The organism is Fodinibius saliphilus, from assembly GCF_005869845.1.
Taxonomy (GTDB): domain Bacteria; phylum Bacteroidota; class Rhodothermia; order Balneolales; family Balneolaceae; genus Fodinibius; species Fodinibius saliphilus.
Genome location: NZ_VAWF01000003.1, coordinates 29,977 through 43,302, shown reverse-complemented (window position 1 = coordinate 43,302; position 13,326 = coordinate 29,977). Strand labels below are relative to the sequence as shown.

Below are 13,326 nucleotides of genomic sequence, written 5' to 3'. Positions count from 1 at the left end.
ACATAAACATTTAGAGAATTATAGCACTATAACAAAAGGATACGCATCTATAATTGCATCACCTCAAAGTACGACCAAAACTTTCAAAGTCCCCATTGTAAAACTTCGCTAGCTGGACTTATCTTTTTTGTGCGCTTTTTTATTTTGCTCTGACACCTTTAGGCGCATTTTACGGCGATCTGACGCCTGCTCATATCGCTCCTTTTCAAAATCTGTTTCCGGGATAATTTCTGGCACTTTTACCGTATTTCCGTCAGAATCTAATGCAACAAAAGTGTAAAAAGAAGTTGTACAAAGCCGACGCTCACCGTTTCGTTGATCTTCAGCCCATACTTCCATTGCTACCTCCATAGAAGTGGTAAAAGTTCGTGTAACCTCTCCCTCAATGACAACAACCTCTCCTAAATTAATCGCATTTTTAAACTCAATGCTATCTGCTGCTACAGTTACCACATTTCTATTGCAGTGCCTACGTGCTGAAATAGCTGAACAAACATCCATCCACTGCATCAGGCGCCCTCCCATTAAATTGCCAAGAGGATTCGTATCATTAGGCATCACCATTTCATTCATCCTTACCCTAGATGCAGATACGGTTTTCTGATTGCTATTTGTATCTTGTGTAAAACGTTCTTGGAAACGATCTTTCATATAGTTTAGCTTTATTAAACAGAGTACTTAGTCAATAGCTGTTAATATAACCATTTAAGCCATGGTCTACCTACCATAACTGATTGGGAGCTATAATAGTGATAAGTTAAATTATTTTTTATTATCGGCCAGTAATTATTGTTCATGCAAACGAGTCTTCGTAATATCTATTCGTTTCCCAGCTCACGCTGGGCTTTCAATGGTCACATACATACCATTGCTCGTTCATTATTGGGTGACACCAACCAACCTGCAGTTGAACGAATTGAAATCCCTACACCAGATAATGACTTCCTTGAAATTGATTGTGCAAACATCTCTAATTCTTCTGCTGTTGTAGTACTTTTCCATGGCCTAGAAGGGTCCTCACGGCGATACTACATCATAGAGCTTATGAAAGAGTTGGTTAACGAAGGATATTCGGTAGTTGCGGTTAACTTTCGAAGCTGTGGAGATAAAATGAACAACCGACCTCGCTTTTATCATTCTGGTGAAACAAAAGATTATGAAACAGTCTTCAGCTGGGTTCAAGAAACATACTCATACAATAAAATTGCAGCCGTAGGCTTCTCACTTGGTGGCAATGCATTAGTTAAATCACTAGGAGAAAAAGGACAATCACACCCCGCAGATGTATCTGTGGCTATATCAGTACCTTATGACCTACGACTAGGGTCTCTGAGACTGTCTAAAGGCTTTCATCGCGTCTATGAGTATCGCTTTCTACGTACCTTAAAAAAGAAATTAGCTCTTAAAAGATATTATTTTCCTGATATTCCTACATTTGATGGTTCTACCCTATATGAATTTGATGACCAAGTAACAGCCCCTGTGCACGGTTTCAAAAATGCCGATAATTACTATAAAATATGCTCTGCACGTCAATTTATAGATAAAATAGAAACCCCTACCTTGCTGATACATAGCAAAGAGGATCCAATTTGCCCTATTGAGGCTATGCCTGTAGACAAAATAAATGAGAATGAATTTACCGATTATATAATCACTAATAAGGGAGGACATGTAGGTTTCTGGAGCAATCCAAATGGGTGGATCAACTATGCAATAAGAAAATTTATCAGGGACAAATTAAGAAATGTTTGATTTGTTGTACATGCAATTATAAATACTATTAATTTATTTTCTTTGAGAAGAACTTAGATCTATTCACAACTAATTATTGAAATATAGGGCGAACCTATCTACGGTATTTCCAATTCAAACTGTTATCTTCTTCCTAATCTTTCTTTAACACCTTAAAATATTACTCGATGGTCATCATTGTTGGTGCAGGTCCGATCGGTTTAGCAACAGCTATAGAATTAAAACGGCTTAATATACCCGCTAAAATTATTGAAAGGGGATGTCTTGTAAACAGTATTTTTAATTATCCCAAAGATATGACCTTTTTCTCTACCTCTGAGCGTTTGGAAATAGGTGAGGTGCCGTTTATTTCTCATAATCCTAAGCCTACACGAAGAGAAGCCCTGGAATATTATCGGCGAGCAGCTGAAAGTTATAATCTTGACATCCATCTATATGAAGAAGTGCAGGATATAGAAGGATCAGACCACTCCTTTACTATTTCGACCAGTAAGGGTACTTATAAAGCCGAAAAAGTGGTTGTAGCTACCGGCTTTTACGATATCCCTAACAAGATGGGGGTTCCTGGCGAAGATCTACAGAAAGTAACCCACTATTATGACGAAGCCCATGCCTATGCCTGGCAAGATGTACTTGTTATTGGCGGGGGGAACTCTGCTGTAGATGCGGCTCTAGAGACCTACAGGTCGCATGCAAACGTAACATTATCAGTTCGCGATTCGCAAATCAAGGATTCTGTAAAATATTGGGTTAAACCAGATATCAAAAACCGAATTAAAAACAATGAAATTACAGGATATTTTAATACCGAGGTTAAAGAGATTCTTCCCCACGAAGTTATACTTGAAACCCCCAACGGTATTGAGGCTATTTCCAATGATTTTGTACTGGCTATGACAGGCTACCAACCCAATTTCAAGCTAATGAAGAAGTTCGGTATTGCCTTAACCGATGACAAAGATAAAATGCCGGTCTACGATGAAAAATCTTTAGAAACAAATAGGAAAGGGATATATGTAGCCGGAGTAGTTTGTGGAGGTATGGATACTAGTCGTCTGTTCATTGAGAACACCAGAGTTCATGCAGAGCACATTGCAAACGACATCCAAGAAAAGAAGGGGTAAAAAAAGAGAGGGTAAGCAACCTACATCACGCCGCTACGACCTCCTACCGCTGCTACCTTCCGGTCCTGACGGAGTTCAGAGGGAGCTGGCTGCGTAGGGCCTACCCTCGAGTGAAGAAGATACGATTTATATCGGATAAATGGCAAACAAAAATACGATATTATTCTATTTTGATTTCATTACATAAACGCCGTTCCAATCGGCTGGGGGTGGATTTTTCTTCATAACTTCACATCTGTCAAGGTACACCAACGAAGGATTTGTGTGGATGAATGAGTCTTTGTTCGGCTTAAATAACTCCAGCTTTTTAGACTCGTTAAACAACGCTAATGCCTTATCCCATTTTTGCTGTTTATATGCTTCAGTGGCTTGCTCAAACTTTTGCTTACAGGCAAATTGGGCATCATCCAAATGCTCACGAAGCCCCATAATTTCATACACCTCCACCGGTTCAGTTTTCCCTTTAACCACGATACGATCTAAATAACGAAATACACATCGATTGCCGTGTGCCTCGGCTTCTCGCTTGGTATTTGCTGTCACCATTGTATAAACACCAAACTGCTTTGCACTACTCTCGCAGCGTGCTGCCAGGTTCACATTATCTCCCATCATAGTATAATTGAAGCGACTTTCAGAACCCATATTACCTGTTACCATTTTACCGGTGTTTATACCAATTCTGTTACGCATGTAATGCACAATTTCTGGCCACTTTTCTCCTTCCCTACGCCATTTCTGACGCAACTCTTCAAGTCTTAGCTGCATTAACTGCGAAACCAAACAAGCTTTATATGCATGATTCTCCTGTTGAACCGGGGCGCCAAAAAAAGCAACAATGGCATCTCCGATATATTTGTCAAGCGTACCCCCGTGAGACGTTAAAATATCGGTCATTGCTGATAGATATTCGTTTATAAGCCTTACCAACGTTTTTGCCGGCAACTTTTCAGAAAAAGCTGAGAAGGATTGTATATCACTAAAAAAGGCCGTCATATAAACCTCATCCCCCCCTAACTCAGGCTCTTTATTTGACTCAACCATCTCTTCTACTACGGCAGGAGACACATAAGAGGAAAAGAGGTTGTGTATACGCCTTTTCTCTCTCTGTTCAATCACATATTCATAACTCTGGGTGGTTACATACCCAACAGTAAGCGCTACTAGCAGTGATATGGCATCCAGTATGTATCGAAACTCTAAAAACTCATAAATAGTCAATGCTATTACCAAGATAGCCAAAGTCAAATAAATCGAGAAGGCCGCTAAGCCTGAATACCTTCGACCAGCCCAAGCAACAAACACAATCAAGAAGAAAATAAGGCCCAAATTGAGCCATGGTGAAACATGGTGAATATATTTCCCCGTCAATATAGTCTGTATTGCATTGGCATGCATTTCTACCCCCGGCATAGCATCTTGTGGCGCAAAGGGTGTAGAGTGCAGGTCATTAAGTTCAGGCATTGTTGCACCTATAAGTACAATTTTATCTTTAAATGCGCCAGATTGCTTTAACCCAAAATAAGGATCCGAAAATGTATTGGTTTGGAACGAAGAATCTTCAGAGGCAAGTATTACCGTCGAATCATCAATTACATTCTCAAACGAATAACGGCTAAAAGTGCCCGGCCCTCCAAAGTAATTTATAGCCATCAGGTTACTTGAGAATTTAGGAATCTCAAATGGACCTATTTTAAATATATTTTGTGTTTCAGATACTTGCTTGGAGTCAATTTCTTTATATAGTTTCAGAACTTCTAACCCCAGCGATAAATACTTTTCTCCATTGTAAAAAGTTGAAAGTATATACTTTCGAATCGTCGCATCAAGATCATTATGTGTTCTTACAAGGCCTAATGGATTATCATTTCCCTGCCTTAACAGCTTATAAGGCCTTACAAATCGAGTGATCTGCGAACTACTTCCCTGCCCCCGCCCCTGCCCTTCACTTTGAATACTTGCCCCTAATATAACGTTCCTAGACTGTTTAACCGCCTTGGCAAAGGCCGTATCATTAGATAGGCTATAATTATCCCTTTTATCAAAAATCACGTCAAAACCAATAGCCTGAGCGCCTGCCTCATTGAGATTGTTTACCAGCTTAGCATGTAGATCTGTAGGCCATGGATATTTATAGGGAATCTCTTGGTCTGCTTGCTGGCTTATCCCCACAATAACTACTGTAGAATCTTGTATTGGGATAGGGCCACGTAACTCAAATAGTTGATCTGTAACCCCCAACTTTAGCTTCTGTACAGGAGTAGTAAACGATAAAAAGATTGTCACTACCAACGCAAATAGAACTAACGTCGGTAACACAAGGTAGGTACTCCAGCTGTTTCGATCGTTTTTCATACGCTAAAAGTTGAAAATATAACGAGCCTGTATCAAATGGTCGTTGGGAATAGCGGAAGTAAATAATACGTTACGCACGTTTGAATAACGCAGTGTTAATAAAAAAGAATGTCTGTCAGACAGATTATATCGTCCACTCGCATTAATAATATATGAATGACTTTCTGACTTTGAAGTAGATGCGTTATTGGCTCCAGGCTCATAGTAATCATTCCGAACATCTCCATCTTGCGAAACAGCAATGGGAATGCCCAAAGAAGCAGACTCGGTACGGTTTTTTGTAAAAGCCAGTGATGCATTGATATTAAGTCTATCATCCATCAAAAACATCGATCCCCCCACGCGGAAACCTAATATTTTAATATCTGTTAGTCCATTACCAGTCTTTGTACTGTTGTAGTTGAAACCAATCCTAGTCTGCAGGGCTTGTTCTTCGAATCTATTTACAACTTGCATGGACAGGCTATTGCTTTTAGCTCCGCCATATTTAAATCGCTGGTCTTTTGTATCTGTATAAGAGTAACTAAGGCTGGCACTATGTGAAATATTAAACAGCGAAAATTCCTGTGAAATTGATGAAGACAACTGGTAGGAATTTGTCAACCGTGGATTAGGAGCAATCAGGGTATCACCTTCTTGTATCTTAAAATTCTGCACTGCGGATTTCTCCATCCCATCTGGCACATAAGGATTAAATAATGCAACCTCATTGTCACGATTTCTGGCCAGAAAACCTACACGTAGTTGGGGCAACCCTTGGTCAAGAGGATACCAGCTCACATTACTTCTGTAAGTAACTGTATTTGTGGTAGCCTCCTTGTCATCAGATACATTATCATGCAATCGCTCATATCCCAGTGTTAAATAGATGCGATTTTTGAATAGTTGTACACGGTCTGTAATACTAAAGCCTGCAATATCATTACGGATCGTACTGTTTGCCAATGAACGGTAGGCCGGACCAACCCATCGATATCGTACCTTTAAGTTATTATCGAAATAATTGAAACCTGCTTGGGAGTCAAAAGCTAAAAGACTTGTAGGCAAATCAGGGGTTGCTGATACACCTGAATCATCTGCATTAAAACGAAGAGGAAGAGTATTCATGTTCTCATTGATGATTACAAGCCATGAAAGCTGCTCCAGAAAATTTTCGGTATCTTTATCTAGGGTAAAGCCCAGGTCATCTGCTCTTTCTTGTGAAAATGCACCTTCAGAAATATCCTCATTCAATAGACTAAAGGCCCCATCTGCTTCAAAACGAATACGGTCAGAATCCAAGCTTACTAACAGATCAGAAGCTGCCACAAAGTTACCTTTGGGACGAGGTACACCATTAACACTCAGTTGATCTGGATCTTGATTCAGTTCTTTTCGTTGTTGCGAATTCAAGGACTCTGCAAGACTGGGTGCACTATTCATTAGAGTATTAAAATTATCGATAACATTTATCGAATTAGTATCATCTTCTACTCTTAAGAAATTAAGCCCAAATTCAAAAGTATCACCCCGACCAATCCCCAATCGGCCTCCTGTTATATCCCGTTTAAATGTCCCTGCCCCACGATTCTTGGTATTTAGCAAGTAGGAAACTCCCACTGTATCTTGTTGCTGAATTTGGTAATCGGGCTCCAACCTTTGGAATAAATTATCAATACCACGCCGTAGTTTCCCATGTACAACTCTCAAATTCAGAAGATCATCCCAAGCATGGAATCCTACATTAATTCCCTGCATACGTTGTCCTGATATTGTTAATGCACTCAGCTGCGGATAAACATGACCTGCTTTAAAATCTAACCAGTCCCCAATATAAAGTTGGGCTCTAAATCGGTTTTGTGCCTGCAGCCGTGGATCTTCTTGAGTGGTTAACAATCCATATGCAGAATATGAAATATCCCCCTTTTGTCCCGACAAACGCACATTTCCACTAAGAGCATCGTTATTTATCCCTCCAAGCTGTTGACTGCGGCCGGCAAACTCTAACCTACCGTTTGGAACCCAGCTTTCGGCTTTACTGCCGGTACTTTCCGTAGTTGCTGAAGCAGTGGGATCCAGCACAGTAAAATTCCAGCTGGCTACTTCGTAGGTAGAATCATTTTTTAATAAATTAAATTTCACCTGATGCTTACCCGGGGCAAGATCATCCGGCGAATACGTATAAAAATACTCGCTGGCACTTGCTTGTTCTGTCACATCGCGTTTATCCAAACGAAATTGAAATGAAGAATTAGCTGTATCAATTTCAGCCGGATCATAAAATAGTGTCAGTGCGATTATAACATCATTCTGAGTTACAGTGGTACCGGGATTAGGTGATAGAATGGTATAATCCACTCCTGTTTGCGCTACGCTGCGTTCCCGTTTTGTCTTTCTTTTATCAATAACTTCAACTTGTACAGGAGAGCTCTGCAATACATTTTGAGGGTAAGTTACTTTCTCACCGCTATTTAGTTGGATCTCAAAATAATATTCAATTTCTGTAGCTTGCTTATCACTAATAGTAAGAGTAGTTGTGAAATCAGTAGAGTGTAGTGTTGCTTTTTTTTGTTTATATGAGATATCCCCGTTGTTACGATAAAATAGATATGCTTCTACAACTTTATTGGCCTTAACCCCCGGAACTGTAAATATTAAATCGTGGCTTTTGCCCCGCTCAATAAACGTTGGTTCTTGATGATGAACCTGTATTGGTGTTGTATTTGCTGCTGCTTCAGCAAACCCACAGCTAAACAGAACCCCCACAAATAGTAAACATGTAGTAATTTTTCCCATTACTGAAACCCTGTACCCCAGCAATAACTTATATTTAATTAATTGTTTTCGTTTTCAAAAACCTTAACCTTGATCACTCTTTGTTGACCATTTTCATCTACAAATCGAATTTCAATAATTTCAGGATCCAGACTTTCTTCCATCTGGTCATACTCTTTATTTCGTTCTTCAATCTCGTCTTCTGTCAAAGTGCCGGTATCAATAGTGCCATCAGAAAGAACCTGTCCATAATTTCCATCAGTAAGCTCTGCAGACTCTCCTGTTTCAGTAGCTAGTAACTCAACAATACCTTCTTCTACCCAAAAATAACTATTTGAAGTGGCACCGAAGTCTGTGCCTTTTACTGAAGCCACCGTTGTATTAGTTGCTACTTCAAAGTTATCTCTACCCTGCTTTGTAACATTAAGAAATATTTCTCCTGCCTCTAATCCAATGCGAGTACTAGTGTTCTGTTTGCCTTCCACCTTCCCTTCCACAATAAGGCGCGATTCCGGTTTCACCTTTGCCAGGCTTTTATCCATGAATTGAACCAATGCAAATCCATTTTCATTTGTCCGCAAGGTATCTCCGTCAAAAAGGGGTTTACCCCGTTTTTTAATATCCTCAAATGTTCCTGCCTTTTCTATGCCTACACTGGGCTTAAATTTTTGTACAAAAGCTAAGGGGCGATCCGGATTTTCAATTTTCGTAAGAGCTGCTACTACAGTTATCGTTCCACCAAGGAGCAACAAGAAACCTAATTTAGAAGTTATGCTATTGTAACGCCTCATAATCTATTACCTTTCAATTACTATTGAAACATCACCATTTTCAGCTTTTTGCACGAGCTCTCTTATCTTTTGGAGAGCCTGTCCGCCACGATATACCTTGCCATCAATTATGACTGATTCAAATGAGTACCCCTCGCTACTAAACTGATCGAACTGCCCTCCAAGTATTTGCTCCAACGCTCTTTGCATTCCTGGGACTCCTGATACGGTACCGCGCCTGTCACCAGCTAAAGTAAAGCTCCAAATTTCAGATTTATTCTCTTCTATACTACTACTTGTTTCCCGTAATCCTATAACTTGCCAATAATATATTTTACCAGCTTCTAAATCTTGAACACCACTATTCGGATACTGAAAAATAGATTGGTCCACTACTCTATCCAACATCTCATAACCAATAAGAGAACCACTTCCTGATACCCCCTTCCCCTGAGTTGCAGATGTACTTAATGCTCCTTCAAGAAGTGATTCCGGACTCTCGTTATTCCTTCCTTCCACAATAACAAGACGATATGAATTTCCGGTTGGTCCTTGCCATTGAAAGTTGGGATATGGATTAGATATGCGAGCATTAGAACCCAACACATCGCCCGGGCTAAGTAAATAGAAATCCTGAGCCTCTTGTACAATACTTGTGCCCATTTCAGCCATATCAGAGGCCACCTTATTCTGCAGTTCAGAACCTTGGTAAATATTAATTTGGATCTGATAACGATCTGCAGGTAAAGTGGTAGAAGCTCCTAAACTATTAATGAAATTTTGCCCTTGTGATGTTAAGCCTCCATCAAAGGCAATAGCCTCTTCTACTCCAGGCAGTCCATCACCTATATTATTATTGGTGGCAAACACCTGCTGCCCCGGACTTAAACTAAATGGTTGGCCTCGAACCTGCGTAACCTCTGCTATTGGCCCTACCTTATCTGAACTGATTAAGATTTCAAAGTATAAGTTGTTAGCATAATCAAAATTATTCTCATTTATTAAAAACATTTTAAAAAGAGTAGGACCTTTCCCATCATTGGCTACCAGAGACTCTATATTGATAGTTTTTGAATTTGCCAATGTCTCATTGACTTCAACTCGCATAGATAAATCAGCTTGAGCATTAACTGAATATGCCGATAGCACACAAAAAAGGAATGCAATGCCAAGTATGACAAAATCCTGTAATCTTTTCGCTTGAGCTTCCATACCCTAAATCAATTTGTAATAAATGAGAATTAAAACCAGTATGCTCCCCAGCTGATATACATCAAAAATCATACTTCATGAATATAACTATAATACTAAAAGTATAGCCCATATGGCAAAAAAAAAGCCCTAATCACTAATCTAGCGTACGGGATGGGGTATCCTTGATCCTTCACGAGGACGACATACTATAGGATCAACTACTTATAAAATATCCAATAAACAACTTTCCCATTTGGTTATAGCTTTTTTCTTCCCCTCAGCGTAATCATTCTTACCATAAAGGGATGATAATACATTATGACCTTCCGTGTAATTAAATAGCTTCAACAACACTTTTTCATCAACACCCAACCTCGCCATATAAACACTAACTGTTTGTCTTAAATGTCGAACTTTGAAATCTTCGACCGTTGTTGTTTTACGAATCCTTTGTGCAGCATTCTTTGTAGTTGTTAGTGGAGCATTTTTTTTGCGTGTAGAAGCAAATATATACGTACTGTTTCCACTGTACGGCTTTAAACTCTGTATAATTTGCTGAGTAATATTTCCAAGCGGCACCTCATGTGGCTCTCCAGTCCTCGATATTTCTCCAGGAATTACCCACATATTATTCTGAATATCTTGCCAGCGCATCTGTATGGTCTCATTTTTCTGCTGTCCCTGCACTAATAAGACTTTTAACAACTCTCCCATAGGCTGTTTCTGTTTGCCAAAACTTTTCCATAGCTCCCTGATTTCGAGCTCGTTATAGTGCCGATTAGGCCTCTTATGAACGACATCGTAGGTCTTAGTGGCATTTACCGGGTTATAAAAAATAACCTCCTCATCAATGCCAAAAGAAAAAATGCTACTTAACACAGCCCGCATCCTGTTAGCCATTGTTAAGGAACCTTCTCTATTTGCTTTGTGATCAAGCAATTTGTCGATTTGCTCCTTAGTCATATTCCGAACATTGAACTTTGCGAACACAGGCATCAGTTCGCGATTGATAATCCTTTTATACTCTCGACTGGTACTATTACTTAAAGTCGGTAAATGATTTTGTATAAATTGTTCCGCTATCTCTTCGAAATCAGGCACATCCTGAGACATTTCCTGTTCTGCATCTAATTCTGTGACCTTATGCCTATTTACTTGATGCCTCGCCTCAGCTAATGTACAGGCGGGATATTTCCCTATTGTATGTCGCTGGTGCTTTTCCCCATCAAAAGAACGATAACTAAATGACTTGGTCCCGGATTTAGAAAGGCGAAGAATTAATCCCTTTACCAAGGTATCATAAAACTCTACCTGCTCGCTGGGCGACTCCAAATCATTTATAAACTCTTCGGTTAGTTTTCTTTTAGGCATAACTTATATTACATAAATATTGGGTAAAGGCATACCTTTACAATATAAAAAATATTGGATTAAATTCCATTTACAAGGTTTTATGGTGTATTATTACGCCATAAAAAGATCTAAACCTGATTATTTTTTATCAGTAGGTTATAAAAAGCATAACCTATATACTTCTATAAGCACAAGGGAGCCAACACCTTATGCAACGGCAGGGAAAAACAGATATATTTCCTTTTATCTATCCTATAGTTTTGAGGGATTTATTAGTTACTATCACCCATATGGACCAATTTTTTTAGCTATTCAGTAGTATAACTCAATTCGATTATGCCATACAAGACTCAAAAGCGATAATATACTACAATAACCTACATAATTAAAATCAGTGGGTTACCATTTCCCATTTATATATTTTGGTATTATGAGGTCCAAGATAACAAATATTGGTTTCCTATAGAGTAAGAATGAAAAGATACAAGGCAAACAATAACGCCCATCTTATGAGTATAAAAATCATCATATTAGCGTGCCTAAGAAAAAAGAAATGCCGGCCACCCATATCCATTACTTCCATTTCATCCCAATAAAGCTGGAACAATTCCTTTAATAATGAATTAGATACTATTGAAAGAGGGGAAAAGTAAGTGGAGCTACGGGGACTTGAACCCCGGACCTCTTGCATGCCATGCAAGCGCTCTAGCCAACTGAGCTATAGCCCCATTAACGAATGGCAATTATAAGGATTATTTTACTCAATTCACATTTTTTGATCTATCTACTTTCTTTTTGTTTTTAATAGTAAATGATAACATATTATTGGTAATTATTTTATGGAACAGTTTTAGATTATAAAGTAAACTTCTATTTTTCATCAGCTTAAAAATTAACTTTAAAACTTACACAGCAACACGATGATAAACTCAAAATTGATTCTACTTGTCTCTTCCGTGTTTCTTGGGATGACCTTGCTTACAGCTTGTTCCGGTTCCGAAGAACTCCGGGAACCATCGGAAAGAACTCTTGAATACTTACAATCTCTTGACAAAGAAACCCTCCAAACGCTTGACACAGACAGCGACGGTCTTAATGACTGGGCAGAAATGAATGAATACGACACTAATCCCCTTGAAGCCGACAGCGATGGTGACGGATTGGGCGATGGTGAAGAAATCAATGAATACGATACTGACCCTAATGCTGCTGACAGCGATGGAGATGGACTCAGTGATGGTGAAGAAGTTAACTCCCATAACACTGATCCCAATAACTCTGACAGTGATGATGATGGACTAAGTGACGGTGAAGAAGTAAATGAGTACCGTACTGATCCTAATGCTGCTGATTCTGATGGTGATGGCATCAATGACTATGATGAAATCAACGAACACAACAGCGACCCCAACAACAGCGACTCTGATGGAGATGGGTTCACAGACTCACAAGAACTCGAGATGGGCACTAACCTAAATGACGGCTCTGATCCCGCATATCTCGAAGAAGGATCCCTCGAAACCGTAAACTTTGATTTTGACAAGTCTAATATCGACGAAGAAGCTGCTAGAATCCTAAATGAAAACATTAAGAAATTGATGGATTCTAAGAAGTTTCGTGTCCGTATTGATGCTTACACCGACCATGTTGGTGGAGATCAGTACAACTTACGTCTTAGCAAGCGTCGTGCCGAAGCAGTTACGCAATTCTACATTGAGAACGGTCTTGCTGAAAACCGTATTGAATCTCGTGGATTAGGTAAAGCACCACAACCTTGCATGGATATGACCGATGAAATTGGTTGCCGCAAGAATCGTCGTGCAGAATCTCATCCATTAAATCCTTATCAGTATACTCCTAATAACTAATAAGGATCTGTTAGAAGAATAGATGAATAGAAAAAGGCGATCTCGAAATGAGATCGCCTTTTTTTTATTAGGCCTACCTAATACTTTAATTACTCGCTTCCATTCCAAATAGCTAATATAGCCTTTACCTTCTCAGGTTTCCCTATTCCCCTG

9 protein-coding genes, 1 tRNA gene and 1 other RNA gene are annotated in these 13,326 nt (G+C 39.3%); 3 read left to right on the top strand and 8 right to left on the bottom strand.

Features of this window, described 5'->3' with window-relative positions:
• Positions 1–108: 108 nt before the first annotated feature.
• Positions 109–651 carry an acyl-CoA thioesterase gene (locus tag FCN14_RS10875; protein ID WP_212747626.1) on the bottom strand — a complete coding sequence of 181 codons (543 nt, stop codon included), beginning with the start codon at positions 649–651 and terminating at the stop codon, positions 109–111.
• Between the two features lie 144 nt (positions 652–795).
• On the opposite strand from FCN14_RS10875, the gene FCN14_RS10870 reads away from it, so the two are divergent.
• Together FCN14_RS10870 and FCN14_RS10865 are read left to right on the top strand one after the other, a co-directional pair.
• Positions 796–1,755 carry a YheT family hydrolase gene (locus FCN14_RS10870; RefSeq protein WP_138431313.1) on the top strand — a complete coding sequence of 320 codons (960 nt, stop codon included), beginning with the start codon at positions 796–798 and terminating at the stop codon, positions 1,753–1,755.
• Between the two features lie 167 nt (positions 1,756–1,922).
• On the top strand, positions 1,923–2,879 hold the full coding sequence (locus FCN14_RS10865) for a YpdA family putative bacillithiol disulfide reductase (RefSeq protein WP_138431312.1): 957 nt from the start codon (positions 1,923–1,925) through the stop codon (positions 2,877–2,879).
• A gap of 6 nt (positions 2,880–2,885) precedes the next feature.
• On the opposite strand, the gene ffs is transcribed toward FCN14_RS10865, so the two are convergent.
• The 7 genes from ffs to FCN14_RS10830 form a co-directional block, all read right to left on the bottom strand.
• Positions 2,886–2,985: signal recognition particle sRNA small type (gene ffs, locus FCN14_RS10860), an RNA gene on the bottom strand.
• A gap of 59 nt (positions 2,986–3,044) precedes the next feature.
• Positions 3,045–5,234 carry a CHASE2 domain-containing protein gene (locus FCN14_RS10855; RefSeq protein WP_138431311.1) on the bottom strand — a complete coding sequence of 730 codons (2,190 nt, stop codon included), beginning with the start codon at positions 5,232–5,234 and terminating at the stop codon, positions 3,045–3,047.
• Positions 5,235–5,237: 3 nt separating this feature from the next.
• A complete protein-coding gene (locus FCN14_RS10850) occupies positions 5,238–8,009 on the bottom strand; it encodes a hypothetical protein (protein WP_138431310.1) in 2,772 nt (923 codons plus the stop codon).
• A gap of 38 nt (positions 8,010–8,047) precedes the next feature.
• Positions 8,048–8,779 (bottom strand): FecR domain-containing protein, encoded by a 732-nt coding sequence (locus tag FCN14_RS10845; RefSeq protein ID WP_138431309.1) that lies wholly within the window; start codon positions 8,777–8,779, stop codon positions 8,048–8,050.
• 6 nt (positions 8,780–8,785) lie between these two features.
• Positions 8,786–9,970, bottom strand: a complete 1,185-nt coding sequence (locus tag FCN14_RS10840) for a hypothetical protein (RefSeq protein ID WP_138431308.1) — start codon at positions 9,968–9,970, stop codon at positions 8,786–8,788.
• Between the two features lie 204 nt (positions 9,971–10,174).
• A complete protein-coding gene (locus FCN14_RS10835; RefSeq protein WP_138431307.1) occupies positions 10,175–11,323 on the bottom strand; it encodes a tyrosine-type recombinase/integrase in 1,149 nt (382 codons plus the stop codon).
• 636 nt (positions 11,324–11,959) lie between these two features.
• Positions 11,960–12,033: transfer RNA gene (locus tag FCN14_RS10830), tRNA-Ala, on the bottom strand.
• Between the two features lie 192 nt (positions 12,034–12,225).
• On the opposite strand from FCN14_RS10830, the gene FCN14_RS10825 reads away from it, so the two are divergent.
• Positions 12,226–13,173 carry an OmpA family protein gene (locus FCN14_RS10825; RefSeq protein WP_246043152.1) on the top strand — a complete coding sequence of 316 codons (948 nt, stop codon included), beginning with the start codon at positions 12,226–12,228 and terminating at the stop codon, positions 13,171–13,173.
• Positions 13,174–13,326 lie beyond the last annotated feature (153 nt).

Excerpts from the sequence above, each read along its gene's own strand:
- FCN14_RS10875 (WP_212747626.1), bottom strand. The coding sequence starts at position 651 with ATGAAAGATCGTTTCCAAGAACGTTTTACACAAGATACAAATAGCAAT.
- FCN14_RS10865 (WP_138431312.1), top strand. The coding sequence starts at position 1,923 with ATGGTCATCATTGTTGGTGCAGGTCCGATCGGTTTAGCAACAGCTATA.
- FCN14_RS10835 (WP_138431307.1), bottom strand. The coding sequence starts at position 11,323 with ATGCCTAAAAGAAAACTAACCGAAGAGTTTATAAATGATTTGGAGTCG.
- FCN14_RS10840 (WP_138431308.1), bottom strand. The coding sequence starts at position 9,970 with ATGGAAGCTCAAGCGAAAAGATTACAGGATTTTGTCATACTTGGCATT.
- FCN14_RS10870 (WP_138431313.1), top strand. The coding sequence starts at position 796 with ATGCAAACGAGTCTTCGTAATATCTATTCGTTTCCCAGCTCACGCTGG.
- FCN14_RS10845 (WP_138431309.1), bottom strand. The coding sequence starts at position 8,779 with ATGAGGCGTTACAATAGCATAACTTCTAAATTAGGTTTCTTGTTGCTC.
- FCN14_RS10855 (WP_138431311.1), bottom strand. The coding sequence starts at position 5,234 with ATGAAAAACGATCGAAACAGCTGGAGTACCTACCTTGTGTTACCGACG.
- FCN14_RS10850 (WP_138431310.1), bottom strand. The coding sequence starts at position 8,009 with ATGGGAAAAATTACTACATGTTTACTATTTGTGGGGGTTCTGTTTAGC.
- FCN14_RS10825 (WP_246043152.1), top strand. The coding sequence starts at position 12,226 with ATGATAAACTCAAAATTGATTCTACTTGTCTCTTCCGTGTTTCTTGGG.